The organism is Sphingomonas sp. (genome assembly GCF_026460985.1).
Taxonomy (GTDB): Bacteria; Pseudomonadota; Alphaproteobacteria; order Sphingomonadales; family Sphingomonadaceae; genus Sphingomonas.
This window is the reverse complement of sequence record NZ_JAPKNM010000001.1, coordinates 61,354-85,162: the sequence shown is the minus strand read 5'-3', so window position 1 is coordinate 85,162 and position 23,809 is coordinate 61,354. Positions and strand designations below refer to the sequence as shown.

The window sequence follows — 23,809 nt, the reverse complement described above, 5'->3', positions numbered from 1 at the left end:
GAGGCCGATTCAATTCCCAAAAGGGGGAGTCCGTTCCTCGACACCCTTTTGGTGTCGGCGTAGGAGGCATGCACCATGATCACCGATCCCTTCGCGTTGTTCGACACCTGGTACGCCGAGGCGCGGGCGAGGGAGCTCAACGATTCCAACGCGATGGCGCTGGCGACGGTGGATGCGGACGGCCAGCCTTCGGTGCGGATGGTGCTGCTCAAGGGGTATGGGCCCGACGGCTTCGTCTTCTACACCAATCGCGAGAGCCGCAAGGCGGACGAACTGGCGGCGGTGCCCAAGGCGGCCTTGCTGTTCCACTGGAAGTCGCTCCGCCGGCAGATCCGGATCGAAGGCGCGGTGACCCATGTGAGCGACGCCGAGAGCGACGCCTATTTCGCCAGCCGCAGCCGCGATTCGCAGCTCGGCGCCTGGGCTTCGGAGCAATCGCGCCCGCTCGATGCGCGCGCGACCTTCGAGGCGCGCTACGAGGAGGCGCGGGCGCGATTCGAGGGCGGCGCGGTGCCGCGGCCGCCGCACTGGGGCGGCTATCGCGTCGCGCCGTCCGCAATCGAATTCTGGCAGGACCGCGCGCACCGGCTGCACGAGCGCCGCCTGTTCGTCCACACCGGCGACGGCTGGCGCGAAGGGTTGCTGTACCCATGAAGCTCCGGCCGTGAACCTGGCGCGGCGGGCCGCGCTGGCGAGCGTCGCGTGCGCGATGCTGCTCGGCGGGCTCAAGGCCTGGGCGGCGTGGCGGACGGGTTCGGTCGCGGTGCTCGCCAGCCTGGCCGACAGCGTGCTCGATCTCGTCGCGTCGCTGGTGACTCTGGCCGGCGTGCACTGGGCATCGCAGCCGGCGGACGACAAGCATCGCTTCGGGCACGGCAAGGCCGAGGCGCTGGCGGCCCTGTTCCAGGTGGCGGTCATCGCCGTATCGGCCTCCGCGATCCTGCTGCGCGCGTCGCAGCGGCTGATGGAGCGCCAGGCGAGCGTCGAGCCCGAATATGGCATTGCGGTCTCGCTGGTCGCGATCCTGGTGACCTTGGCGTTGACGCGCTACCAGCGATCGGTGGTCCGCCGCACCGGCTCGCTCGCGATCGGGACCGACCGGATCCACTACGAATCGGACCTGTTCCTCAACGGCGCGGTGATCGCTGCATTGGCGCTGGAAAGCTATGCCGGCATCGCGGGCGCCGACGCGGTGTTCGGGCTCGCGATCGGACTGTGGCTGCTGTTCGGCGCGTGGCGCGCCTCGGTCGACGCGATCGGCCAGTTGATGGACAAGGAATGGCCCGAGGAGAAGCGCCGCCGCTTCGTCGAGGTCGCCGCGCGCCATCCCGAACTGATCGGGCTGCATGACCTGCGCACCCGCACCAGCGGCACGCGCGACTTCGTCCAGTTCCACATCTGGATGGACCCGGGGATGACCGTCGCCGCGGCGCACGCGGTGGTCGAGAAGCTCGAGGCCGAACTGGGCGCGGCCTTTCCCGGCACCGAGATCCTGATCCATGTCGACCCCGAGGGCCAGGTCGACGAGCCCGGCAACCCGCTCGCCGAGACCGATTTGCTCAAGGAGACGCGATGAAACTCCCCTTCGCCCAGATCGACGCCTTCGCCGACCGGCCCTTCACCGGCAACCCGGCGGCGGTGATCCCGCTCGACGCCTGGCTCGACGATGCGACGCTCCAAGTGATCGCCGAGGAGAACAACCTGTCCGAGACCGCGTTCCTCGTCTCCGACGCGAGCGGCGAGGCGGACTATGAATTGCGCTGGTTCACTCCCACGGTCGAGGTGGCGCTGTGCGGGCACGCGACGCTGGCGAGCGGGCACTATATCCTCGATCGCGAGCAGGATCGCGACCTCGTCCGCTTCCGGACGCGCCGATCGGGAGTGCTCGAAGTGGCGCGGCACGGCGAAGGCTATCTGATGGCGCTGCCGGCCTATCCGCCCGAGCCGCAGATTGTGCCCGGGCTGATCGAGGCGCTCGGCGTGGCGCAAGCCGAGACGCTACGCCACCCGCGCGGCTATGACCTGGTCGTGCTGGAGAGCGCCGAGGCGGTGCTGGCGCTCACCCCGGACTTCCGCGCGCTGGCCGCGATCGGCGATACGCTCAACATCGTCACCGCGCCGGGCACCCCCGGCTCGGGGGCCGCAGGCTCCGACGTGATCAGCCGCGTCTTCGCGCCCGCGGCGGGGATCGACGAGGATCCGGTGACGGGCTCGGCGCATTCGGTGCTGGTGCCCTATTGGGCGGAGCGGTTGGGGCGGCGGCAGTTCACGGCGTTCCAGGCGAGCCGGCGCGGCGGGCATGTCGGCTGCGAACTCGATGGCGAGCGGGTGATCCTGGCGGGCAAGTGCGCGACGGTGATCGAGGGGGAATTCAGGCTGTAAATTCCCTCTCCCCTTGGGAGAGGGAAGGGGCCCGCCGCGAAGCGGTGGGAAGGGTGAGGGTGAGCGGCTATCACCCTCACCCTTCCGCCGACTTCGTCGGCTCCCTCCCTCTCCCAAAGGGAGAGGGAGTTAAGCCCCCACCAACTCCGCCCGCTCGGTCTCGGCGATCCAGCCGCCGCCGAGTACGCGGTCGCCGGCATAGAGCACCGCCGCCTGCCCCGGCGCGACGCCATATTCGGGGGTCTCGAAGACCACGCGGTCTCCCTCCAGCCGCGCCGGCACCGGCTTCGCCAGCGAGCGCACCTTGGCGGTCATCGGCCCGGCATGCTCGCCGCCCAGCCAGTTGATGTTCTCGATCCGCGCTGCGCGGACCGCGAGCGCGCTCTTGGGGCCGACCACCACTTCGCGCGTCGCGGCGTCGAGGCGGAGCACATAATAGGGTTCCGGCGCGCCGCCGATCTCGAGCCCGCGGCGCTGGCCGACGGTGAAGTGGATCAGCCCCTTGTGCGCGCCGAGCTTGCGGCCGTTCTCGTCGACGATGTCGCCCTGCGTCTCGGCATCGGGGCGCAGCTTCTTGACCAGGCTGGCATAGTCGCCGTCGGGGACGAAGCAGATGTCCTGGCTGTCGGGCTTGCCGGCGACGCCGAGGCCGAGTTCGGCGGCGAGCGCGCGCACCTGCGGCTTGGGCATGCCGCCCAGCGGAAAGCGCAGGAAATCGAGCTGCGCCTGGGTGGTGGCGAAGAGGAAATAGCTCTGGTCGCGCGCGGGATCGGCGGCGCGGTGGAGCTCGGCCCCGGCCATGCCCTCGACGCGGCGGACATAATGGCCGGTGGCGAGGCAATCGGCGCCGAGGTCGCGCGCGAGCGCGAACAGGTCGGTGAACTTGGGTCCCATGTTGCACTTGACGCACGGGATCGGCGTGCGCCCGGCGAGATATTCGTCGGCGAAGTCGTCGATCACGGTCTCGCGGAAGCTCGAGGCGTGATCGAAGACGTAATGCGCGATGCCGAGCCGATCGCACACCGCGCGCGCGTCGCGGATGTCGCGCCCGGCGCAGCAGCTTCCCGCGCGGCCCACCGCTTCGCCGTGATCGTAGAGCTGGAGCGTCACGCCGATCGTCTCGGCGCCGCTCTGCGCGGCGAGCGCGGCCACGACCGAGGAATCGACCCCGCCCGACATGGCGACGACGATCCGCCGCTTCGAAAGCGGCCCCGGCAATTGGAAATCCACGGGAATCACCTGGGCGCACATAGGCGCATGTGCCGCTTCGATCCAGTCCGGAGCTAGGGCCTGCACCCAATACCCGCAATGGCCGTGACGGAGCGGATTTTGGCGCACAGGGAGGAATGAGGAGGGAGCGATGCGGTGCCATCGTGACCGACGAATGACGCTGCTGTGCGCCAAAAGCCGCCCGCCGCTTCGCGGTCGCCCGGAGACGCACGCTGGACTGCGTCAGCCCGCTTGCACGGGCCACCAGCCCGTGCTGCGCGAGCTTCCTTGCCAGCGCACGTCTCCGGGCGATCACGGCCGTTGCGGGTAAGGGGTACAGACCCTTACGGCAACGGCTTGGCAACTCAGGTTAAGCGAGCGTTCCCATCGGCTTTACGGCCCCTTCACCCTGCATCGCTAAAGACGGTCGACCAAGACAGTCGAGATGGGATTCGCATACGTGGACTTGAGCTTCGCCAGACTGGATCGCGACGTGGCGGTCACCGCCATGCCGACCGAATTGGCGGTGCTGCTGGTCGGCGTCGCGGCCCGCCAGGCGGCGAGTCCCACGGCGTGCGTGCAGACGCGGCTGGCCCTGGCGGCGCCCGCGGAAGCGCTGCTCGCGCCCGCGCACGGCGCTTTCCACCGCGACGCGGCACGGGCGCTAACGCGCTGGCAAGAGGAATGAATCGGGCGTTTACCTAGGCGTTTTAGCCGTTGTTCAAGCGCCGGGCATATTGGTCGTTGAAGTGAGTAACGGGGGCCCCCCGCCCCGAAGAGGCTAGTAGATGATTGAGAACCAGAAGATCCGTCCTGCCAAGGTGATCGGGCCGCTCGGCGAGCCGCTGACGCTCGAGACGCTGCCCCCCGCCAGCACCACCCGCTGGGTGGTGCGCCGGAAGGCCGAGGTGGTCGCCGCGGTCAATGGCGGGCTGCTGAGCGTGGACGAAGTCTGCGAGCGTTACGGCCTCACCGTCGAGGAATTCGCGGGCTGGCAGCGCGCGATCGACCGTTCGGGCATGCCCGGACTGCGCGTCACGCGCATCCAGCATTATCGCTCGCTCTACGAGCGCCAACAGAAATACTAGGCCAAAAAAACCAGGACAGCCCTCCCATCGGGCCAGCGGCCCGCTCCCGGACCCCGGGGGCGGGCCGTTTTCTTTTTCGGCATCGCCTCGAACTGGGAAAGTTCCAAGCCCGCATCGAAATATCGATACGGAACCAATATGAGCGCTTGCGGATTTTCTCTTTGTCGCCCGGCCCGCCGGGCTAACAATGGAGGAACTATCCCATGGTGGGTCTTCTGGTCTGGCTCGTCATCGGCGGCGTCGTCGGCTGGCTGGCGAGCATCGTCATGCGTACGGATGCCCAGCAGGGCATCTTCCTCAACGTCATCGTCGGCATCGTCGGCGCGTTCATCGGTGGCCTGCTCTTCGGCGGCTCGATCAACAACGCGTCGATCACCCCGATGACCTTCCTGGTATCGCTGGTCGGTGCGATCATCCTGCTGGCGATCGTCAACCTCGTCCGCCGCGGCGCAATCCGCTAAAGACACGAGGCGAGCAGAAAAAGGGGCTGCCTGCGAGGGCGGCCCCTTTTTCGTGTGCGCTACTTGAGCACGAAGCGCACCGACAGCGAGACCGTCAGCTCGGTTTCCCCAGCTACGACCTGCGTCGCATCGGACGCAGCTTCCATGCGCGCCATCATCATCGGCCGGGGCGGCGCAGGCACTGCGCTGCCTTCGGAGATCGACAGGATACGATCGACGCGCAGCCCGGCCGCCTTGGCATAGAGCTCGGCCCGCGCGCGCGCCGTGGCGACCGCGGCGGTGCGGGCCTCGTCCAGCGCGGCCTCCGGCTTTTCGATCGTCAGATTGGGCCCTGAGATGTTGTTGGCGCCCTCCTTGACCAGCGCATCGAGGATCGCGCCGCTCTTGGCGATGTCGCGGAAGCGCACCGTGACCTGGTTCGACGCCTGATAGCCGGTGATCACCGGCGGCTCGTTCTGCGCGTAGCGATATTGTGGGCTGAGCGCGATGCTCGAGGTCTGGATGTCGCGCTCGGCCACGCCCGCGCGGCGCAGCGCGGCGAGCACGGTCGCCATGCGCGTGCTGTTCTGGCGCATCGCATCGCCCGCGCTGGCCGCCTGGGTGACCACGCCCGCCTGGATCACCGCGAGATCGGGGGTGCGCGTGCTGGCGCCCTCGGCGGTGACCTCGAGCAGGGTGCCATCGACCGGCAGCACCGCCGGCCGCACTTCCTGCGCCGTTGCCGATAGCGATGCCAGCGTGAGCCCCGCGGCGGTGGCGAACAAAGCGAAGCGAATCATCGATACTCTCCCGGAATGACTGTCCTGCACGCCTTGCCGCATGCCGGGCGCACCGAAGCTGAACGAAGCCGAAGGCCTGCGTTCAGATGCGGCGGACCAGGATCATCCGATAGACCGCGAGCAGGACCACGGCGCCCGCAGTCGCGGCGGCATAGGCCTTCAGGCGGCTGTCGCCCACCTGAATGCCGAGCAATTGGGTGACGTAGAAGGCAACCAAAGCGCCGACGATGCCGATGAGGATAGTGACGATGATCCCGCCCGGATCCCGACCGGGCATGATCAGCTTGCCGAGCGCGCCGGCGACGAGGCCGATGATAAGCCATCCGAGGATACCCTGGGGCATGCGATCCCTCCCATTGCGGCCCGGTCACCGGGTCCGGAAACGAGCGTCGCGCCGCGCGCCCGCCATTGCAACCGTTTCTTGGAACAAACGATCCCCGATCTTGCGAAAAGGGCCCGGAACAGGCATTGCCCGCGCACCAAGCGAAACGGCTCTTGTGGCCAGTGCTTTATTCATCTAATACAGTGCGATCAAGGGGGCATCGGCCGCATCGGCCGGACGGGAAGCTCGCACATGAACTATGAGGCAGGGATGTTCGGACGGCAGGAGCGGCTGGAGTTCACCGGCGAGGAAACGACGCGCAAGAGCCGGCGGTGGATATGGATCGTCGCCGCGGCGATCGTCGTGCTGGGCGCCGTCGCCTTCTTCATGATGGGCGGCTCGCAGCCCGAGGAGCCCAAGGGCGCTGCCGGCAAGGGCGGCCCCGCGGCGGCGAGCCAGTCGCAGATCCCGACCGTGACCGTCGCGGCGCCAGGCCGCCGGTCGGTGCAGACGATCGTCACTGGCACCGGCAGCCTCGCGGCGCGGCGCGAGATGCCCGTCGGCGTGGTGGGCGAAGGCGGGGTGGTCACCCGCGTCCTCGTCGAGCCGGGCAGCTGGGTCGGCAAGGGCCAGGTGCTCGCGACGGTCGATCGCAGCGTCCAGTCGCAGACCGCCGAATCGCTCGCCGCCTCGGTGCGCGTGGCGCAGGCCGATGCCCGACTCGCCCAGGCCGAGCTCGACCGTGCCCAGCGCCTAGTCGCCAACGGCTTCATCTCCAAGGCCGATATCGACCGCAAGACCGCGACGCGCGACCAGGCGTTGGCGCGCGTCCGCGTGGCCCAGGCCCAGCTCGCCGAGACGCAGGCGCGCAACCGTCGGCTCGACATCCGTGCGCCCGAGGCCGGGCTGGTGCTGACGCGCCAGGTCGAGCCGGGCCAGATCGTCAGCGGCGGATCGGGCGTGCTGTTCCGCATGGCGATGGGCGGGCAGATGGAGTTGCGCACCCAGCTTTCGGAAGTCGATCTCCAGCGGCTCCGCCCCGGCGCTGTCGCCGAGGTGACTCCGACGGGCACCACCCAGGTCTTCAAGGGCGACGTGTGGCAGGTCTCGCCGGTGATCGATCCGCAGACGCGCCAGGGAATCGCCCGCGTCGCGCTCAACTATGATCCGGCGCTGCGCCCGGGCGGCTTCGCCAGCGCGCGCATCGTGGCGGGCGGGGTGACCGCGGTGATCCTGCCCCAGTCGGCGGTGCAGAGCGACAATGAAGGCAATTACGTCTATATCATCGACGGCAAGGACCAGGCGGTGCGCCGCGGCGTCACCACCGGCGACGTTTCGGAGGCGGGCGTGGCGATCACCAGCGGGCTGAATGGCAGCGAGCGCGTGGTGCTCACCGCGGGCGCCTTCCTCAATCCCGGCCAGAAGGTCATCCCGAACCTTCAGAAGTCGAAGTAAGGGCGAACTGCCATGAGCTTCCGGAACATCTCGGCCTGGGCGATCCGCAATCCGGTTCCGCCGATCGTCCTCTTCATCGCGCTGACGATCGCGGGGCTGGTCAGCTTCGCCCGGATGGATGTCAACAACGATCCTGACATCGACTTCCCGATCGTGTGGATCGCGATCAGCCAGCCCGGCGCGGCGCCGAGCGAGCTCGAGAACCAGATCACCCAGAAGGTCGAATCGGCGGTTCGCAGCCTGCAGGGCATCGACGAGATCAACTCGACCGTTTCGGAAGGCAGCAGCCAGACCGTCGTCCAGCTCGACATCGGCATGCCGATCGACCGCGCGGTGGAGGATGTGCGCAGCGCGATCCAGCAGATCCGCGGCGACTTGCCCGACGGCATCCTCGAGCCGCAGATCGGCCGCGTCGACACGTCGAGCGACAACGAGATCGCGAGCTTCACCGCCGTCGCCACCGACATGACGGTGGCCGATCTCAGCTGGTACATCGACAACAGCGTCGCCAAGGAACTGCTCGCCATTTCGGGCATGTCGGCGGTCGAGCGCAACGGCGGCGTCGATCGCGAGATCCGCGTCATCCTCGATCCCGCGCGGCTCCAGTCGGTCGGGCTCACCGCGAGCCAGGTCAACCAGCAGCTCCGGCAGGTCAACCTCAACGCCGCGGGCGGCCGCGCCGAGATCTCGGGCTTCGAGCAGTCGGTGCGCGTGATCGGCAATGCCGACAGCGCCTATCGCCTCGGCCAGACGCAGATCTCGACCGGCGGCGGGCGCACCGTGCGCCTGGCCGACATCGCGAACGTCAAGGACGCGTATGCCGAGCAGCGCAGCATGGCGAAGTTCAACGGGCACCAGGTGATCTCGTTCGACATCAAGCGCGCCAAGGGCGCGTCGGACGTGGTGGTGTTCCACGAGGCCGACAAGGCGCTCAAGAAGCTCGAGGAGCGCAATCCCAAGGTCCGGTTCGAGCTGCTCAACAACAACTCGAAATATGCCGAGCAGCAATATCACACCGCGATGGAGGCGATGATCGAGGGCGCCGTGCTCGCCGTCATCGTCGTGTTCATCTTCCTGCGCGACTGGCGCGCGACGCTGATCTCCGCGCTCGCCATCCCGCTCTCGGCGATTCCCAGCTTCTGGTTCATGGACATGCTGGGCTTCACGCTCAACCAGATGACCCTGCTCGCGCTCAGCCTGGTGGCGGGCGTGCTGGTCGACGACGCGATCGTCGAGATCGAGAACATCGTCCGGCACATGCGCATGGGCAAATCGGCCTATCAGGCGGCGATCGACGCGGCCGACGAGATCGGCGTCGCGGTGCTCGCCACGACGATGGCGATCGTCGCGGTGTTCCTCCCCGTGGGCCTGATGCCGGGCATCTCGGGCCAGTTCTTCAAGAATTTCGGCCTGACCGTCGTCGCCGCGGTGCTGATGAGCCTTGCGGTCGCGCGCCTGCTGACGCCGATGATCGCGGCCTATTTCCTCAAGGCCAAGGGCCATGCGAGCCATGGCGAGGGCCGGATCATGGACGCGTACACCGGCCTGCTGCGCTGGACGCTGCGGCATCGCTGGTCGGCGGTGCTCGGCTATGTGCTCTCGCTCGCGGCAACGGTGCTCATGTTCGCCAGCTTGCCGATGACCTTCCAGCCGGCGCAGGACCAGGACAGCGTCACCGCGACGATCGAGATGGTCCCGGGCACGCCGCTGGCGGATACCGAGCGCGTCGTCGCGCAGGTCGCCGGCATCCTGCGCCAGGAAGCGATCGTCACCGACATCTACAGCCGCAGCTTCGTCGGCAACGGCCGCGTCACTGCGCAGCTCAAGGAGAAGCGCGACGAGACGAGCACCGCGTTCGAGAAGCGGCTTGCGCCCAAGTTGATCGCGATCCCCGATGCGCGCGTGAACTTCCGCTCGCAGTTCGGCTGGGGCTCGTCGGGCCGCGACCTGACGATCACGCTGGGCGGCGAGGATCCCGAGCTGCTCAACCAGACCGCCTATACCCTGGTCAAGCAGATGGAGGGCATGAAGGAAGTGGTGGCGCCGCGGATCGCGGGCGACCTCAACCGTCCCGAGATCGTGATCCGTCCGCGGCTCGATCTCGCCGCCAATCTGGGCGTGACCACTGCGGCGCTCAGCCAGGCGATCCGTATCGCGACGCTGGGCGACATCGACCAGAACAGTGCGAAATTCTCGCTTTCCGACCGCCAGATCCCGATCCGGGTGGCGATCGACGAGGACGCCCGCGCCAAGCTGTCGACGATCCAGAACATGCCGGTGCAGACCCAGAATGGCGGATCGGTGCCGCTCTCGGTGGTCGCCGATATCGGCTTCGGCGCCGGCCCGACCCGCATCCAGCGGCTCAACCTGCAGCGCCGCCTCGTCGTTGGTGCCGACCTCGCCATGGACCCGGCGACCGGCAAGCCCTTCGTCAACAACGAAGTGATGAAGAAGATCAACGAGCTTCCGATCATGAAGAACCTGCCGCAGGGCGTCGGTCAGATGACCGTCGGCCAGGCCAAGTGGCAGGCGGAGATGCTCAACAACTTCTTCATCGCGCTGGCTTCGGGCATCTTCCTCGTCTTCGCGGTGCTGGTGCTGCTCTATCGCCGCTTCGTCTCGCCGCTGGTCAACATGGGGTCGCTTCTCAACGCCCCGCTCGGCGGCCTGATCGCGCTGATGCTGTTGGGCATGCCGCTGTCGCTCCCCGTGTTCATCGGCATCCTGATGCTGTTCGGCATCGTCGCGAAGAACTCGATCCTGCTGGTCGACTTCGCGCTCGAGGAGATGGCCAAGGGCGTCGACAAGTTCACTGCGATCGTCGACGCCGGCCACAAGCGTGCCCAGCCGATCGTGATGACCACCATCGCCATGGTCGCGGGCATGATCCCGACGGCGCTTTCGCTGAGCGGCGATTCGTCGTGGCGCGCGCCGATGGGCGTGGTCGTCATCGGCGGCCTGATCCTCTCGACCATCCTCACGCTCGTGATGGTGCCGGCGCTGTTCAGCCTCGCGGTGGGCCTCGAAGGCTGGCTCGGGCCACGGCTGTCGCGGCGCCTGCTCACCTACAAGCCCGGCGACGACGGCAGCCGCGTCCTCGGCCAGGCGCATGGCGGCGGCGCGATCGACCACAAGCCCGGGGACGACGAGCCGCAACCGGCGGAGTGAACTTCGGCGCAGTTCGGGTATTGGGGAGCGTGTGACCAGGTCGCCCGCTCCCCTTTCGCCCGAGGCCGTGCCGCCGGGGCTGCGACGCATGCGGCTGGTCGCGACCGGCCTGCTCGTGCTGATGGCGGCGATCTTCCTCGCCGCGCGCCAGTTCGGGCATCTCCACCCGGCGATCGGCTATGTCCGCGCCTTTTCCGAGGCAGCGATGGTCGGCGGGCTCGCGGACTGGTTCGCCGTGACGGCGCTGTTCCGCCATCCGCTCCGCCTGCCCATCCCGCACACCGCGATCATCCCGCGCAACAAGGACCGCATCGCCGCGACGCTTGCCGCGTTCCTGCGCGACAATTTCCTGATCCCCCGCGTCGTCGCGCGGCGGATGCAGCGGCTGAACGTCGCCGCGGCCGCCGGGCGCTGGCTGGCCAATCCGCCGATGGGCCGCGGCCGGATCGGCAGCGGCGCGTCGCGGCTCGCCGCCGACATTCTCGAATCGCTCGACCAGGAGCGGCTCGGCGGCATGGCCAAGGGCGCCATCGCCGCGCGGCTGCGCGCGATCGACGTGGCGCCCCTGTTCGGCCAGGCGCTCACCGCGGCGATCGCCAACGGCCGGCACCTGCCCCTGCTCGACGGGATGATCCGCTGGGCGTCGCGCGTGCTCGAGGCGAACGAGCATCTGATCCGAGAGATGGTCCATGCCCGCGCCGGCGCGGTGATGCGCTGGACCGGGCTCGACGAGACGCTCGCGACCAAGATCATCGACGGGCTGCACAAACTGATCACCGAGATGGCCGAGGATCCGGCCCATCCGCTGCGCGCCAAGGCCGAGGAAGGGCTGGAGCGGCTCGCGCACGACCTGCAGCACGATCCGGCGATGCGCGCCAAGGTCGAGGCGTTCAAGGCCGAAATGCTCGACAACCAGGCCTTCCACCGCTGGATCGAGGGGCTGTGGGAGCAGGGCCGCGCCGCCCTGCTCCGCGTCGCGCGCGATCCCGAGCGCGTGATGGCCGGCAAGGTGGGCGAGGCGCTCAGGCAGTTCGGCGAGACGCTGCAGACCGACCGCAAGCTCGCCGACACGATCAACCGCTTCGCGCGGCGCACCGCGGTGGGCGCGGCCTCGGACTATGGCGACGGGATCGTCCGGCTGGTCTCCGACACGATCCGCGGCTGGGACGCGCGCACGGTGACAGGGCGGCTCGAGAACGCCGTGGGGCGCGACCTGCAATATATCCGGATCAACGGGACGTTGGTCGGCGGGCTGGTCGGCGTGGCGATCCACGCGGTGGATGCGTTGCTTTAGGCCGTCAGCGCCAGTCGAGCAGCGGCCATCCCCTGCGCGTGGCGAGCGCCGCGAGCGGCCCATGCGCGTTCACCGCGAAAGGCTCGTCCGCCCATTCGAGCAGGGGCGCGTCCGAGACATGGTCCGAATAGGCGCGGACGTGGAGATCGCCTCGTGCGAGCCCGGCCCCGGCCATCCAGCTTTCGATCATGCGGAGCTTTACGGGCCCGTAACAGTTGTCTCCTTCGATCAGGGAGAGAATACGGCCTTGCCCATCGCGCTTCGCCTGCGTGGCGACCACATCGTCGAAACCGAGCCGCCGGGCGATCGCACCGGCATAATAGCCGTGCGAGGCGGTGGCCATCACCAGCCGGTAGCCCGCGGCGCGATCCGCCGCGATCCGTTCGCGCGCGGCGTGGAGCACGCCCTTCGCGACCTCGGCCTCGGCGAACGTCTCGGCGACCGCCTCCAACTCGGCGGAGCGCAGCGCATGCCCGAGCAGCAGCCGCTGCGCGATCTGCTTGAGCCCGGCGCGATCCACCAATTTGAGCAGATAGCCGAGCCCCGCAATGCCGACGGCCGGCATCAACGCCAGCCGCCACGGCGCCCGCGTGCGCGCCGCGTGGACCAGGAAGCGCGTCCAGGTCGGCGTCGCGGTGATCGTCTTGTCCATGTCGTAGATCGCAAGGTGCCCCATTGGCGCATCTAGGCCGCCCCCGCACGGCAGAGCAAATCCTTGCCGTTCCAGCGCGGATCGCCGAAAGGTGGCCGCGATGAGGGGAAGCGCGGATTTCGAGCGAATCGACGCAGGCGACGGTACGACGCTGCGCTTCACCGGCAATTTGTCGCTCGCCTGCCTCAGCGACCTGCCCGACCGGCTGGGCGCGATCGAGGGCCCGGTGGCGCGGCTCGACCTGAGCGCGGTCGAGCGGATCGACACGGTCGGCGCCTGGCTGGTCCATCGCTTCGCCCGCGATCACGGCTCGACGGTGGAGGGGCTGGAGGCCGACGAGCGGCATCTGCTCGACCAGGTCGCCGCGGCCGAGCATCCGATCGCATTGCCGCGCCGGCCCGCCGATCCGTTCACGCGCATGCTGGGCGAGATCGGCGAGGCGATCTTCACCGCGGCGCACACGCTCTACGGCCTGCTCGGCTTTCTCGGCGCGACCCTGCTCGCTTTCTGGAACGTCGCGACGCACCCGAAGCGCTTCCGCTTCAACGCGACCGTCCACCGCTTCGAGGTCGTCGGCGTCTCCGCGCTCGGCATCATCGGGCTGATGAGCTTCCTGATCGGGATCGTCATCGCACAGCAGGGCGCGGTCCAGCTCCGCCAGTTCGGCGCCGAGGTCTATACGATCAACCTGGTCGGCCGCATCACCTTGCGCGAACTGGGCGTGCTGATGACCGCGATCATGGTCGCGGGGCGCTCGGGATCGGCCTTTGCCGCGCAGATCGGTACGATGAAGCTCACCGAAGAGATCGACGCGATGCGCACGATCGGCGTCTCGCCGATGGAGGCCCTGGTGGTGCCGCGCACGCTCGCGGTGGTGCTGATGATGCCTTTGCTCGGCTTCTACGCCTCGCTGGTCGCGATCTTCGGCGGCGGGCTGCTCTGCTGGATCAGCCTCGACATCCCGCCGGTGACCTTCATCCAGCGCATCCGCGAGGTCGTGCCGCTCACCGATCTCTGGGTCGGGCTCGTCAAGGCACCCGTGTTCGGCTTCATCATCGCGATCGCCGGCTGCTTCCAGGGCATGCAGGTCGAGGCCGATGCCGAGCAGGTCGGGCGCCGTACCACCGTGGCGGTCGTCCAGGCGATCTTCCTGGTGATCGTGCTCGACGCCTTCTTCGCCGTCTTCTTCAGCGGGGTGGGCTGGATATGATGGCGCGCCGCGAACAGGAGGACGTGATCATCCGCGTCCGTGACCTCAAGAACGGGTTCGGCGAGCAGATCGTCCATGAGGGGCTCGACCTCGAGGTGCGCCGCGGCGAGATCCTCGGCGTGGTGGGCGGATCGGGCACCGGCAAGTCGGTGCTGATGCGCTCGATCATCGGGCTGCAGACGCCGATCGAAGGCAGCATCGAAGTGTTCGGCGAGAACACGATCGGCCGCGAGGAGACCGACGCGGTCAATATCCGCAAGCGCTGGGGCATCCTCTTCCAGGGCGGCGCATTGTTCTCGACATTGACCGTGTCCGAGAACGTCCAGGTGCCGATCAAGGAATTCTATCCCGGGCTCGACCAGGCGCTGCTCGAGGAGATCGCGGCGTACAAGGTGGTGATGAGCGGGCTTCCGCCCGATGCCGGGCCCAAATTCCCGGCCGAGCTTTCGGGCGGCATGAAGAAGCGCGCCGGCCTCGCCCGCGCGCTCGCGCTCGATCCGGAGCTGCTGTTCCTGGACGAGCCGACCGCGGGGCTCGATCCGATCGGCGCCGCGGCGTTCGACGAGCTCACCGCCTCGCTCCAGAAGACCCTGGGGCTTACGGTGTTCCTGATCACCCACGATCTGGATACGCTCTACGCGATCTGCGACCGGGTCGCGGTGCTCGCCGATCGGCGGGTGATCGCGGTCGGCACGATCGACGAGCTGCTCGCGCTGGATCACCCGTGGATCGAGGAATATTTCAAGGGACCGCGCGGCCGCGCCGCGGTCGCCAGCGCCAAGCCGGTGCAAGCGGGAACATGAGGCTCTGATGGAAACGCGATCGAACCATGTACTCGTCGGCGCGGTGGTGCTGATCCTGCTCGCGGTGCTGGCCTTGTTCATCGTCTGGCTCGCGCGGCTGGGCGGCGGCAACGAGCGCCAGTACGACATCTTCTTCAAGCAGGCGGTCGACGGGCTCAACCCCGGCTCGGCGGTGAGCTTCTCGGGCGTGCCTTCGGGGCAGGTGAAGGAGATCGCCTTCTGGAAGCCCGACCCCAGCCTCGTCCGCGTGCGCGTCAGCGTGAACGAGGACGTGCCGATCCTCGAAGGCACCACCGCCTCGATCCAGGGAAGCTTCACCGGGCCGAGCACGGTGCAGCTCGACGGCGCGGTCAAGGGCGCGCCGCCGATCGTCTGCCCGGAGGAGAATCCGCGTTCCGCCTGCCCGCTCGGCGTGCCGGTGATCCCGACCAAGCAGGGCGGGCTCGGCGCGCTGCTCAGCTCGGCGCCGCAATTGCTCGAACGGATCTCGACGCTGACCGAGCGCCTCTCGGAGCTGCTCGGCGACAAGAACCAGAATTCGATCGCGGGCATCCTCGCCAACACCAACCGGCTGACCGATGCGCTGGCCGATCGCGGGCCCGAGATCGCCGCGACCCTGGCCGAGACGCGGCTCGCCATCCAGAAGTTCGGACTGGCGACCGACGAGCTCGGCAAGCTCGCCACCACCACCAACGGCGTGCTCGCCGACGATATCCGCCCGACGATCGCCAACCTCAACCGCACGATCGGCTCGGCGCGCAAGAGCATGGAGACGCTCGACGCGACGATCGGCGACGCGCGGCCGGGGCTCCAGGCGCTGTCGAAGAAGACGATCCCCGAGATCGGCCAGTTGGTCCAGGACCTGCGCGTGATGTCGACCTCGCTCGCCTCGGTCGCCGAGAAGCTCGACCAGGGCGGGGCATCGAGCCTGATCGGCGCGCCCAAGCTGCCCGACTATAAGCCCAGCAAGTGAGGACCATGATGAAGAAGCCCGCTCTGCTCCTCGCGCTGCCGCTGCTCGCGGCCCCCTTGAGCGGCTGCATCTCGTTCGGAAGCAAGCCGCCGAGCGCGCTGCTGACGCTCAGCCCTGCGGTCGAGCTGCCGGTCGGCGAATCGCAGCGCTCGAACGTCGCCGCGACGATCACCATCTCGGTGCCCTCGCTGCCGCAGGAACTCGCCGCGTCGCGCGTGCCGGTGCATTCGGGCGGCACGGCGGTGGCCTTCGTCAAGGACGCGCAATGGGTCGAGCGGCCCTCGCAACTGTTCGCGCGGCTGCTCGGCGACACGATCACCGCCAATACCGGGCGGCTGGTGCTGAGCTCGCGCCAGTCGATGCTCGATCCCGGCGCCTATCTGATGGGCGAGCTACGCCGCTTCGGGATCGAGGAGGAGACCAAGGAGGCGGTGGTGACCTACGACGCCGCGCTGATCCGCGGGCCCGAGACGGTGGTCGAGCGCCGCCGCTTCGAGGCGCGCGTGCCGGTGACCGTGATCGAGGCCGCGCCGGTCGGCGCCGCGCTCAACCAGGCGGCCAACCAGGTCGCGGCGCAAGTCGCGGAGTGGGTGGGGAAGTAGCTCAGGGCGCCCGGCGGATCGGCGCCTGGGCGTTGCAGATGTCGGCGCCGCCCGCGGGCACGGTGAAGAAGGGCGGCTTGCGGTTCTCGCGCTCCTTGAGCCACGCGGCGAAGCGCTCATTGTCGGTCGCGCGATATTCGAAGCGCGGGCGCTCGTCCGCGGGAAGCTGGCTGGCGAGCCGTACCGACAGGATCGGCAGCCGCTCGTCCGGAGTCTCGTAGACGCCGAGATTGCCGCCGCCGCGCGGCAGGCTGGAGAGCCATTGCATGCCCTCGACCACGCGGCCGACCAGCGCGATGTTGCGATCGAGGTGGCGCGGGGCGTGGCCGATCACGGTGTAGAGCTCGGCGCCGCTGCCGGTGGAGGGCGCGAGATCGCGCGCGACGCCGACCATGCCGTAGCAATGGGTGAGCCAGCTCGACTTGCCGTCGGTCGCCAGCGGCCAGCCGTCGGCGCTGTGCCCGGTCTTCGCGGCATAAGGATCGGTCCGCGCGAAGCTGGTGACACCGTCGAAGCGCGGCCATTCATATTCGGCGGGCGGATTCTCGATCACGCTCGGCGGGAGCACGGTCTTGTCGTCGCCGCCGCCCCATTGCGTGACGTAATTGTCCTGGACGCGGTAGACGCTGGTGCCGTCCCACCAACGGGCCTCGGCGAGCTTGCGGATATTGGCGACGTGCGCGGGCGCGTAGCGCGGGGCGAGGCGGATGAAGACCTGGTGCCCGCCGCGCAGGGTCATCACCAGCAGCTCGTCGTCGGGGATCGGCCGCCAGTCGGCGGGCGCCGCATCGGCGGGCGAGGGGGCGGGAGCGGTCTGGGCGGTTGCGGGGACGGCGGCGGCGAGCGCGGAAAGCGCGAGCAGGGGCTTGAGCATGGCCCGAGACTGGCACGCGCGCCCGCGCTTGCCTAGCCTGCGCGCACGGGCTAGGGCCGCGCCTTCCGGGTATGCGGAGCGGTGGCCGAGTGGTCGAAGGCGCTCGCCTGGAAAGTGAGTATACGCCAAAAGCGTATCGAGGGTTCGAATCCCTCCCGCTCCGCCATCGGCCCGTCGCGGCCCCGAAGACAGCTGTCTATCTAGGATGACGTGGGACCGGGTCGACGATCGCCGCAAGGCTGCCGTGCCGGTCGCGCGATGTCTGCGCCCCTGACCATCGATGGCGCGTCGGCAGGAACGATTTGGCCGCCATGCTCGGGAAGCACCGCCTGCGCCGTCAGCCGAGCGGCATGCAGACCGAGAACAGCGCGCCCGAGCGATCGGTGCGGTTCGCCGCGACGATGCGTCCCCCTTGCGCCTCGGCCAGCCTGGCGGCCAGCGCCAGGCCCAGGCCGCTGCCGGGATGTCCCAGCTTCCGGTCCAGGCCTGCCCGCCAGAAGGGGATGAACAGCCTGGCGGCGTCTTCCGGCAGGAAGCCGGCCCCTTCGTCCTGCACGCGGACATGCGCGAAGCCCTCTTCTCGCGCGGTGGCGACCTGGATCGTGCTTCCCGGCGGTGCGTGCTTGATCGCGTTCGTGAGCAGGTTGGTCAGGATCTGCGTGAAGCGCAGCGGGTCGCAGCGCGCGACGACACGGGGTCCGGTTCGCCGGATGGTAATGGCATGCGCGCGCGCCGCGACCTCGAGATCGGCCACCGCCGCATCGGCAAGCGCGGCGATGTCCGCCGACCCGATGTCCAGAGCCAGTTCGCCCGCATCCACATGCGCGAGCGTCCTCAGGTCCTCCACCAGGCGCGAGAGCTGGTCGACCTGGCGGAGCAGCCGGACGGCCTCGTCGGGCTCGGGCGGGATGACTCCGTCGGCAAGGCCGTGAAGGCGCCCTTTCAGGATCGTCAGGGGCGTGCGCAGCTCATGGGCAATGCCCGCGGTGAACACTTTCCGTTCGCGCTCATAGGCCTCGATATCGGATGCCATGCGATTGAAGCTGCGGACGAGCGTGCCGGTCTCGCCGGGTGCGCCCTCGTCGCCCGCGCGCGCCGAACGGTCGCCCGCGGAAACGCGTTCGGCGGCGGCGGCGACCGCGATGATCGGGCGGCTGATCCGTCGCGCCATGACGATCGCCACGCTGCCGCTGGCGAGCATCGACATCAGCCCGATCAGGCTGATGAAGCCCAGGTCGCGGACGTCGATGGCGTTCCCGCCATAGCGGCTGTAGAGCCGGTAATAGGCGTCCGATCCGCGCTGATGCGTGTCGATCAGATGCTGGAGCTCCGCGCGCGCGGCGGGCGGCATCTGCTGGACCGCGTGCGACAGCTGGAAATAGACGATCACATAATAAGCGGCGAGCCCCACGGCCATGGTGATGCCCGTCACCAGCAGGGTGAGCATGACCAGGCGAAAGGTGAGCCGGTTCAGCTTTCCGACCATAGCCGATACCCCATGCCGCGCACCGGCTCGAGCATGTCCGTGCAGCCCGCGGCCAGCAGCTTCTGCCTGAGCTTGGACACATGGCTGTCGACCACGCGATCGAACGCCTCGCTGTCCGGGGCGGCCGCTTCGAGCAATTCGAGGCGCGAGAAGGCGCGACGCGGCTGGCCCGCCATATGGGCGAGCATCTCGAATTCGGTCGGCGTCAGCGCGATCCGGCGCTCGGCTTCCGCCGGTCCGCGGCACGTGACGATACGGGCGTCCAGGTCGATCGAGAGCGGACCGATCGACAGCACCCGCCGCGCAGACGAGCCGCGTGCGCGCCGCAGCACGGCGCGAATCCGCTCCACAACTTCGCTGGGATTGAACGGCTTGATCACATAGTCGTCGGCGCCGACGCGGAGCGACGACAGCTTGGTCACGTCGTCGTCGACCGCCGTGACCATGATGACCGGCGTCTCGGCCCGTCGCCGCATCGCGGTCAGCATTTCCAGTCCGTCTCCGTCCGGAAGCCCGATATCGAGCAGGACCAAATCGGGCCGCCACTGGGCGTGGAGGCGCAGGCCGTCGGCGACCGCGCCGGCCAATTGCACGTCGAAACCCGCACGCCGGACATAGGCTGCCAGCAGGTCCGCGATCTCGCGTTCATCCTCGACGATCAGAATCTTGCCGCTCACGCATCGCCCTTTGCGCCCGGATCATGGAGGAATGATGGACGGGCCTCTCCATCATTCCTCCATCGATCGTGCAATCGCCCTCGATCATCCTCCGCCAGGAGCTTCCCCGTCCATGGCCATCCCGGCCGTGCAGCAAGGAAGACAGGAATGACCCGATTTGCCGTTTTGCTATTGGCAGCGAGCGCAGCCCTTCCGGGGATCGCGCATGCCCAGGACGATTCCGACAGGGGTATCTACGCGGTGGCGCGCGCCGGTATGTCGATCGAGCCGCAGCTCAAGCTCGACGAGAGCGATCAGCCCGCGGGCTCGACCTTCGACGACAAGACCAAGTTCAAGTCGGGGTTCAACGGCGAGATCGGCGGCGGCTATGATTTCGGGATCTTCCGCATCGAGCAGACCCTCGGCTATTCGAGCAGCGGGGTGAAGACCGACGATCTCGTCGGCGACGGCCTTGCCGGGGACGGCAGGCTGCGTTCCTTCAACATGAACCTTTCGGGCTATGTCGATCTCCCGGTCGGTCGGATGTTCGTACCCTATCTCGGCGGCGGCGTGGGCGTCTCGCGGGTGGAAGCCCGGCTGGCGCGCACCGCTGCCGACGGTGGGAGCAGCAGCTTCGACGGCAAGGACTGGGGCATGACCTGGCACCTCGACGCCGGCGTCGGCGTTCGCGTCGCTCCGAAGACAACGGTCGAGATCGGCGGACGTTACGCGCAGACCCAGTCTCTCAAGTTCGTCGGCGAGGTCGACGGGGCCGCCGCGACCTTCGAGCCGACCCAGCGCGCGCTGACGGGCACGATCGGCATCCGCCAGCGATTCTGACCGGCTTGCCCGCATCGGGGCCGCCGGCTCGGCCGGCGGCCCTCGCGGCGTGCCCGGACGTCGAGCGCCGCGGCCGAACGATTCTCCCTCGAAAGGACCTGGGCCATGTCCCTCTCTCTACTCGTCCCGCTAGCTTTGACTGCCGGCATTGCCCCCGGCGGCACCGCCCGCTGCGCGATCGGACCCGAGCCGGTCATCCAGGTGCAGGTCGCCGGACTGAAGGACCGCAGCGGCGTGCTGCGCCTCGAACTCTATCCCGCGAACGAAGCGGACTTCCTCAAGGGCGATCGCGAGCTGTTGAGTCAGGGCAAGGTCTATCGGCGGGCGATCGCTCCCACGCCGGCCGGCGGCCCGGCCCTGCTGTGCATCCGGGCGCCGCATGCCGGTCCCTATGCGCTGGTGGTCACGCACGATCGCGACGGCAAGGCGAAGTTCAACATCAACATGGACGGGGTGGGGCTGCCCGGGGCGGAGAGGCTGGGCTTCCGCCGGCCGAGACTCGCCCAGGCGATGGTCGTCGCTGACGCGGGCGTCACAGCGATATCCGTCCGCATGCAGTATCTCCAGGGCCTGTCGGGCTTCGGCCCCGTCGCGATCCGGGGAAAATGACGCCGGGACGTTCCACTGGGCGTACCCGGCGGTCAGGGGCAGCGGCTACCCGCCGATCCCGAGCTGCGTCATATAGGCCGCATTGTCCCAATAGAGCCATTCATGGTCCATGCGGCCGTCCTTCCAATGGCCGAAGGTCGCCATGGGCAAAGCGAACTTCTTGCCGGTCGGCTGGATGGACGATCCGTCGGGCATGGGCATCGGCCGGGTGAAGGTGCCGGTCATCACGCCCGTCACGGCCGTCCACTCCCCATAAGCGATGCGGATCGGGTGCAGCCTGATGGCGGTGTCGGGCGCATGGACGAACAGCTTCTTCAGATCCTCGATGTGCTGCTGGATGCCGCGCGTGTCATGGCCGTCGGGCCAGCTGACGATGATGTCCTGGGCGTGGCTCTCGCCCAGCCGGTCCCATTGCTGGTTGGAGAAGACGTCGAAATCCAGCGTATCGAAGGTCGCGATATGCAGTTCGGGTTGGCCCGCCGCGACGGCGCGGCCGAACTCGCCCGGGGCAGGCGGCGTCGGCTCGGCCAGGTTGGTCGGTTGGCTTCCAGGCGGCTGTTGCTGCTTGCAGGAGGTGGACAGGACCCCAGTTGCGGCCAGGGCCGTCAGCACGGTGCAGCGGAGAAGCGAAGTGCGCATTTGCTCGACCTCCATCGGTCGCTTCGAAAGCAATCCGTTTCGAGCCGCACCCGCAATCGGTCCTTTCCCCTAGCCCGGAGGATGATCTTCCCAATCGAGCTAATGCGAATTGATTGCATTATGCATGCGCCGGGCTTAAGCGCCCGCGTAAAGGGAGTTCCAATGCACTCGATTCCGCTGCCGATGGAGCCGTTGCTCGCTTTGGGCCTGGCCCTCTCCGCGGCCGGCGTCGGCGTGCTGCGCGCGACCTGGGGCAGGCGCAGGCACGGCCTGACCGCGCTCGCCTGGGCCGCGCTCGTCGTCGGTACCATCGCCTCCGCGGCCGTCGCGGGTGCCTGGGGAATCGCCGTGGCATGGCTCGTCGCCACGGGGATCGCGGCATTTCTGCTCGCCCATGCCGCAGCCACCGCGCCCGCCGGACGCGCCGGCAATGCGCGCGATCCGCTCACGACCGAGACGTGGCGTTTCCAGGCGTCCGACCTCGGCCGCCGCCTCGCGGTGTTCGCTTTGGTGGTACCGGTCGGCTTCGTGGCGGCGCAGTTCCTCGCCTTCGGTGCCCAGGCCGCCGCGCGCCGCGCGGGCTGGGCCGAGGCGGACACGATCGTGCTCATGCTGATCCTCCAGCCGATCGCCTGGACCGTGCTCGCCTCGGTCCAGATCTCGCGCCGCGGGCCGCTGCGGATGATCGCCCCCGCTCTGGTCTGCGCGATCGTCGGAACGATCCTATGGTGGCCGCTATGAAGACCGACCCGTCCGCGCCTCCCGCCACCCTGGTCCAGCGCGCGCTCTCCGGCCACGCCTCGATCGGGTTGCTCGCGGGCGCGCTGATCTACATCCTCTGCGTCTCGGGCATGCTGGTCGTGGTCCATGAGCGCTGGCAGCGCTGGGAGGAGCCGCAGGTAGCGGAAACCCCGGCGATCGCGCCCGCCGCGGTCCAGCGCGGACTCGAGGCGGTGCTCGCGAGCGAGAAGGGCAAGCCCAGGACCACGCATCTCTACGTCCACATGCCCACCGACGGGCTGCCGCGCACGGTCGTCACCACCGACAACGGCGCGGCCTATGTCGACGGCGAAGGCGTGATCGTGGCGCCCGAGGCGCATGCCTGGACGGAGTTCGTCACCAATCTCCACATCTATCTGCACCTGCCGCAGACATTGGGGCTGATCCTGGTCGGCATATTGGGCGTCATGCTCGCCGCGCTGACGGTCACCGGCGTGGTCGCGCATCCGCGGATCTTCCGCGATGCCTTCCGGCTCCGTGCGCGCGGCGGGCGCCAGCTCGCCCAGGCCGACTGGCACAACCGGCTCGGCGTGTGGACCCTGCCCTTCGCGCTCGCCATCGCGCTCACCGGCGCGTTCGTCGGGCTCGGCTCGGTCGGCTTCACGCTGATCTCCAAGGCCTATCACGGCGGCGACATCGAGCGGACCTATGCGCCGATCTTCACCGGCGATCAGCCCGAGCCGAAACCCGATCCGCGCCCCGCGGCCGCGCCGAACGTCGCCGCCGCGCTCGCGACGATGGCAGCGCGCTTCCCCGAGGTGCGCCCGACCTATGTCGTGCTCCACGAGCCGCTGACCCGCAGCCAGCACGTCCAGATCATCGCCGCGCACCCCCGCCGGCTGATCTACGGCGAGAACTATATGTTCGACGCCGCCGGCACCTTCACCGGCATCACCGGCCTGTCGCAGGGCAGCGTCGGCCGGCAGGTCGCCGCCTCCACCTACGGCCTGCATTTCGGCAGCTTCGGCGGGCTGGCGGTCGAGCTCGCTTATATCGCGGTAGGGCTCGCAATGTCCGTCGTCACCGCCACGGGCATGTCGATCTGGCTCCAGAAGCGCCGGCGCAGGGGCGCGGCGAGCCCGCGGCTCGAGGCGCTGTGGAGCGTCACCGTCTGGGGCGTGCCGATCCTGTTCGTCGCGGCCTATTGGCTGCGCGCGGTCGGCGGGCACGAGATGCCGCTGGCGGTCGCCTTCTGGGCGGGGCTCGGCCTGGCCGGCTTGGCTGCGCTCGTCTGGCCGTCGCGCGCCGAGCCGCGCGCGCTGCGGCGGGTCCTCGGCGCGATGCTCGTGCTCACCGCCGCGGGCCATGTCCTGGCGTCTCCCAGCCTGTTGCCGGACGTGGTGGCGATCAACGCCGCGCTCGCCGCGACCGGGCTGCTGATCCTGGCGATCGACGCCCCGGGATGGCGCCGCTGGCGCAACTTCGCTGCGCGTCCGCAACTGGGCTAGGACAGGTCGGCCTGCGGTCCCGAGGCGATCGGAAACCGTGCGCGGCGCGACGATGCCATTCCGGCTTCGCAAGCCTGTT

25 protein-coding genes and 1 tRNA gene are annotated in these 23,809 nt (G+C 68.8%); 18 read left to right on the top strand and 8 right to left on the bottom strand.

Annotation, left to right across the window (positions count from 1 at the left end):
* Nucleotides 1-75 precede the first annotated feature (75 nt).
* Genes pdxH through MT490_RS00390 form a run of 3 tightly spaced genes read left to right on the top strand, consistent with a single transcriptional unit; the run spans nt 76 to nt 2,382 of the window.
* Nucleotides 76-654: a pyridoxamine 5'-phosphate oxidase gene (gene pdxH, locus MT490_RS00400; RefSeq protein ID WP_297383229.1), complete on the top strand. Its 579-nt coding sequence runs from the start codon at nt 76-78 to the stop codon at nt 652-654.
* Between the two features lie 10 nt (nt 655-664).
* The gene (locus MT490_RS00395) at nt 665-1,576 is read left to right on the top strand and encodes a cation diffusion facilitator family transporter (RefSeq protein WP_297383228.1); all 912 of its coding nucleotides are present in this window, start codon (nt 665-667) and stop codon (nt 1,574-1,576) included.
* On the top strand, nt 1,573-2,382 hold the full coding sequence (locus MT490_RS00390; protein ID WP_297383227.1) for a PhzF family phenazine biosynthesis protein: 810 nt from the start codon (nt 1,573-1,575) through the stop codon (nt 2,380-2,382). The genes MT490_RS00395 and MT490_RS00390 overlap by 4 nt, the downstream gene beginning before the upstream one ends.
* Before the next feature lie 129 nt (nt 2,383-2,511).
* On the opposite strand, the gene mnmA is transcribed toward MT490_RS00390, so the two are convergent.
* Nucleotides 2,512-3,633 (bottom strand): tRNA 2-thiouridine(34) synthase MnmA, encoded by a 1,122-nt coding sequence (mnmA, locus tag MT490_RS00385; RefSeq protein ID WP_297383225.1) that lies wholly within the window; start codon nt 3,631-3,633, stop codon nt 2,512-2,514.
* Nucleotides 3,634-4,036: 403 nt separating this feature from the next.
* Here mnmA and MT490_RS00380 point away from each other — a divergent pair, with 403 nt between their 5' ends.
* From MT490_RS00380 to MT490_RS00370, 3 genes are all read left to right on the top strand, one after another.
* Nucleotides 4,037-4,279 (top strand): hypothetical protein, encoded by a 243-nt coding sequence (locus MT490_RS00380; RefSeq protein WP_297383224.1) that lies wholly within the window; start codon nt 4,037-4,039, stop codon nt 4,277-4,279.
* Nucleotides 4,280-4,379: 100 nt separating this feature from the next.
* Nucleotides 4,380-4,679 (top strand): DUF1153 domain-containing protein, encoded by a 300-nt coding sequence (locus MT490_RS00375; RefSeq protein ID WP_297383223.1) that lies wholly within the window; start codon nt 4,380-4,382, stop codon nt 4,677-4,679.
* Nucleotides 4,680-4,885: 206 nt separating this feature from the next.
* Nucleotides 4,886-5,140, top strand: a complete 255-nt coding sequence (locus MT490_RS00370) for a GlsB/YeaQ/YmgE family stress response membrane protein (RefSeq protein WP_297383656.1) — start codon at nt 4,886-4,888, stop codon at nt 5,138-5,140.
* 59 nt (nt 5,141-5,199) lie between these two features.
* Here the strand turns inward: MT490_RS00370 and MT490_RS00365 are convergent, their stop codons facing one another.
* Entirely contained in the window at nt 5,200-5,919 is a 720-nt protein-coding gene (locus MT490_RS00365) for an SIMPL domain-containing protein (protein ID WP_297383221.1), read from the bottom strand.
* 82 nt (nt 5,920-6,001) lie between these two features.
* The gene (locus tag MT490_RS00360; RefSeq protein WP_297383219.1) at nt 6,002-6,262 is read right to left on the bottom strand and encodes a GlsB/YeaQ/YmgE family stress response membrane protein; all 261 of its coding nucleotides are present in this window, start codon (nt 6,260-6,262) and stop codon (nt 6,002-6,004) included.
* Between the two features lie 231 nt (nt 6,263-6,493).
* Between MT490_RS00360 and MT490_RS00355 the strand changes: the two genes are divergently transcribed.
* From MT490_RS00355 to MT490_RS00345, 3 genes are all read left to right on the top strand, one after another.
* Nucleotides 6,494-7,696 carry an efflux RND transporter periplasmic adaptor subunit gene (locus MT490_RS00355; protein ID WP_297383217.1) on the top strand — a complete coding sequence of 401 codons (1,203 nt, stop codon included), beginning with the start codon at nt 6,494-6,496 and terminating at the stop codon, nt 7,694-7,696.
* Nucleotides 7,697-7,708: 12 nt separating this feature from the next.
* A complete protein-coding gene (locus tag MT490_RS00350; protein WP_297383216.1) occupies nt 7,709-10,864 on the top strand; it encodes an efflux RND transporter permease subunit in 3,156 nt (1,051 codons plus the stop codon).
* Between the two features lie 88 nt (nt 10,865-10,952).
* Nucleotides 10,953-12,158 carry a DUF445 domain-containing protein gene (locus MT490_RS00345; protein WP_297383215.1) on the top strand — a complete coding sequence of 402 codons (1,206 nt, stop codon included), beginning with the start codon at nt 10,953-10,955 and terminating at the stop codon, nt 12,156-12,158.
* A 4-nt stretch (nt 12,159-12,162) separates the two neighbouring features.
* On the opposite strand, the gene MT490_RS00340 is transcribed toward MT490_RS00345, so the two are convergent.
* Nucleotides 12,163-12,834, bottom strand: coding sequence for an HAD-IB family hydrolase (locus MT490_RS00340; RefSeq protein WP_297383213.1), 672 nt, complete (start codon nt 12,832-12,834; stop codon nt 12,163-12,165).
* Nucleotides 12,835-12,910: 76 nt separating this feature from the next.
* Between MT490_RS00340 and MT490_RS00335 the strand changes: the two genes are divergently transcribed.
* The 4 genes from MT490_RS00335 to MT490_RS00320 are packed head-to-tail and all read left to right on the top strand — an operon-like array spanning nt 12,911 to nt 16,398.
* On the top strand, nt 12,911-14,020 hold the full coding sequence (locus MT490_RS00335) for an ABC transporter permease (RefSeq protein ID WP_297383210.1): 1,110 nt from the start codon (nt 12,911-12,913) through the stop codon (nt 14,018-14,020).
* Entirely contained in the window at nt 14,020-14,823 is an 804-nt protein-coding gene (locus MT490_RS00330; protein ID WP_297383209.1) for an ABC transporter ATP-binding protein, read from the top strand. Before MT490_RS00335 ends, MT490_RS00330 begins: the two co-directional genes overlap by 1 nt.
* A 7-nt stretch (nt 14,824-14,830) precedes the next feature.
* Nucleotides 14,831-15,796, top strand: a complete 966-nt coding sequence (locus MT490_RS00325) for an MlaD family protein (protein ID WP_297383208.1) — start codon at nt 14,831-14,833, stop codon at nt 15,794-15,796.
* A gap of 8 nt (nt 15,797-15,804) precedes the next feature.
* Nucleotides 15,805-16,398, top strand: a complete 594-nt coding sequence (locus tag MT490_RS00320; RefSeq protein ID WP_297383206.1) for an ABC-type transport auxiliary lipoprotein family protein — start codon at nt 15,805-15,807, stop codon at nt 16,396-16,398.
* A 1-nt stretch (nt 16,399) separates the two neighbouring features.
* Here the strand turns inward: MT490_RS00320 and MT490_RS00315 are convergent, their stop codons facing one another.
* A complete protein-coding gene (locus MT490_RS00315; RefSeq protein WP_297383205.1) occupies nt 16,400-17,272 on the bottom strand; it encodes a peptidylprolyl isomerase in 873 nt (290 codons plus the stop codon).
* A gap of 75 nt (nt 17,273-17,347) precedes the next feature.
* Between MT490_RS00315 and MT490_RS00310 the strand changes: the two genes are divergently transcribed.
* Nucleotides 17,348-17,438 (top strand) — tRNA-Ser (locus tag MT490_RS00310).
* Between the two features lie 171 nt (nt 17,439-17,609).
* On the opposite strand, the gene MT490_RS00305 is transcribed toward MT490_RS00310, so the two are convergent.
* The gene (locus MT490_RS00305) at nt 17,610-18,758 is read right to left on the bottom strand and encodes an ATP-binding protein (RefSeq protein ID WP_297383204.1); all 1,149 of its coding nucleotides are present in this window, start codon (nt 18,756-18,758) and stop codon (nt 17,610-17,612) included.
* Complete coding sequence (locus MT490_RS00300) at nt 18,743-19,435, bottom strand: response regulator transcription factor (RefSeq protein ID WP_297383202.1); 693 nt, start codon at nt 19,433-19,435, stop codon at nt 18,743-18,745. Before MT490_RS00300 ends, MT490_RS00305 begins: the two co-directional genes overlap by 16 nt.
* Before the next feature lie 147 nt (nt 19,436-19,582).
* Here MT490_RS00300 and MT490_RS00295 point away from each other — a divergent pair, with 147 nt between their 5' ends.
* Nucleotides 19,583-20,254, top strand: coding sequence for an outer membrane beta-barrel protein (locus MT490_RS00295; RefSeq protein ID WP_297383200.1), 672 nt, complete (start codon nt 19,583-19,585; stop codon nt 20,252-20,254).
* Between the two features lie 105 nt (nt 20,255-20,359).
* Entirely contained in the window at nt 20,360-20,863 is a 504-nt protein-coding gene (locus MT490_RS00290) for a DUF2141 domain-containing protein (RefSeq protein WP_297383198.1), read from the top strand.
* Between the two features lie 45 nt (nt 20,864-20,908).
* On the opposite strand, the gene MT490_RS00285 is transcribed toward MT490_RS00290, so the two are convergent.
* Nucleotides 20,909-21,502 carry an ester cyclase gene (locus tag MT490_RS00285; protein WP_297383196.1) on the bottom strand — a complete coding sequence of 198 codons (594 nt, stop codon included), beginning with the start codon at nt 21,500-21,502 and terminating at the stop codon, nt 20,909-20,911.
* A gap of 162 nt (nt 21,503-21,664) precedes the next feature.
* Here MT490_RS00285 and MT490_RS00280 point away from each other — a divergent pair, with 162 nt between their 5' ends.
* Entirely contained in the window at nt 21,665-22,243 is a 579-nt protein-coding gene (locus MT490_RS00280; protein ID WP_297383194.1) for a hypothetical protein, read from the top strand.
* Entirely contained in the window at nt 22,240-23,730 is a 1,491-nt protein-coding gene (locus tag MT490_RS00275; RefSeq protein ID WP_297383193.1) for a PepSY-associated TM helix domain-containing protein, read from the top strand. The genes MT490_RS00280 and MT490_RS00275 overlap by 4 nt, the downstream gene beginning before the upstream one ends.
* The last annotated feature ends 79 nt before the right edge of the window (nt 23,731-23,809 follow it).

Coding starts and splice junctions, on each gene's coding strand:
- MT490_RS00290 (WP_297383198.1), top strand. CDS start 20,360: ATGTCCCTCTCTCTACTCGTCCCGCTAGCTTTGACTGCCGGCATTGCC.
- MT490_RS00295 (WP_297383200.1), top strand. CDS start 19,583: ATGACCCGATTTGCCGTTTTGCTATTGGCAGCGAGCGCAGCCCTTCCG.
- MT490_RS00340 (WP_297383213.1), bottom strand. CDS start 12,834: ATGGGGCACCTTGCGATCTACGACATGGACAAGACGATCACCGCGACG.
- MT490_RS00305 (WP_297383204.1), bottom strand. CDS start 18,758: ATGGTCGGAAAGCTGAACCGGCTCACCTTTCGCCTGGTCATGCTCACC.
- MT490_RS00345 (WP_297383215.1), top strand. CDS start 10,953: ATGCGGCTGGTCGCGACCGGCCTGCTCGTGCTGATGGCGGCGATCTTC.
- MT490_RS00275 (WP_297383193.1), top strand. CDS start 22,240: ATGAAGACCGACCCGTCCGCGCCTCCCGCCACCCTGGTCCAGCGCGCG.
- MT490_RS00365 (WP_297383221.1), bottom strand. CDS start 5,919: ATGATTCGCTTCGCTTTGTTCGCCACCGCCGCGGGGCTCACGCTGGCA.
- MT490_RS00375 (WP_297383223.1), top strand. CDS start 4,380: ATGATTGAGAACCAGAAGATCCGTCCTGCCAAGGTGATCGGGCCGCTC.
- MT490_RS00285 (WP_297383196.1), bottom strand. CDS start 21,502: ATGCGCACTTCGCTTCTCCGCTGCACCGTGCTGACGGCCCTGGCCGCA.
- MT490_RS00390 (WP_297383227.1), top strand. CDS start 1,573: ATGAAACTCCCCTTCGCCCAGATCGACGCCTTCGCCGACCGGCCCTTC.
- mnmA (WP_297383225.1), bottom strand. CDS start 3,633: ATGTGCGCCCAGGTGATTCCCGTGGATTTCCAATTGCCGGGGCCGCTT.
- MT490_RS00330 (WP_297383209.1), top strand. CDS start 14,020: ATGGCGCGCCGCGAACAGGAGGACGTGATCATCCGCGTCCGTGACCTC.
- pdxH (WP_297383229.1), top strand. CDS start 76: ATGATCACCGATCCCTTCGCGTTGTTCGACACCTGGTACGCCGAGGCG.
- MT490_RS00360 (WP_297383219.1), bottom strand. CDS start 6,262: ATGCCCCAGGGTATCCTCGGATGGCTTATCATCGGCCTCGTCGCCGGC.
- MT490_RS00350 (WP_297383216.1), top strand. CDS start 7,709: ATGAGCTTCCGGAACATCTCGGCCTGGGCGATCCGCAATCCGGTTCCG.
- MT490_RS00380 (WP_297383224.1), top strand. CDS start 4,037: ATGGGATTCGCATACGTGGACTTGAGCTTCGCCAGACTGGATCGCGAC.
- MT490_RS00335 (WP_297383210.1), top strand. CDS start 12,911: ATGAGGGGAAGCGCGGATTTCGAGCGAATCGACGCAGGCGACGGTACG.
- MT490_RS00320 (WP_297383206.1), top strand. CDS start 15,805: ATGAAGAAGCCCGCTCTGCTCCTCGCGCTGCCGCTGCTCGCGGCCCCC.
- MT490_RS00280 (WP_297383194.1), top strand. CDS start 21,665: ATGCACTCGATTCCGCTGCCGATGGAGCCGTTGCTCGCTTTGGGCCTG.
- MT490_RS00315 (WP_297383205.1), bottom strand. CDS start 17,272: ATGCTCAAGCCCCTGCTCGCGCTTTCCGCGCTCGCCGCCGCCGTCCCC.
- MT490_RS00325 (WP_297383208.1), top strand. CDS start 14,831: ATGGAAACGCGATCGAACCATGTACTCGTCGGCGCGGTGGTGCTGATC.
- MT490_RS00355 (WP_297383217.1), top strand. CDS start 6,494: ATGAACTATGAGGCAGGGATGTTCGGACGGCAGGAGCGGCTGGAGTTC.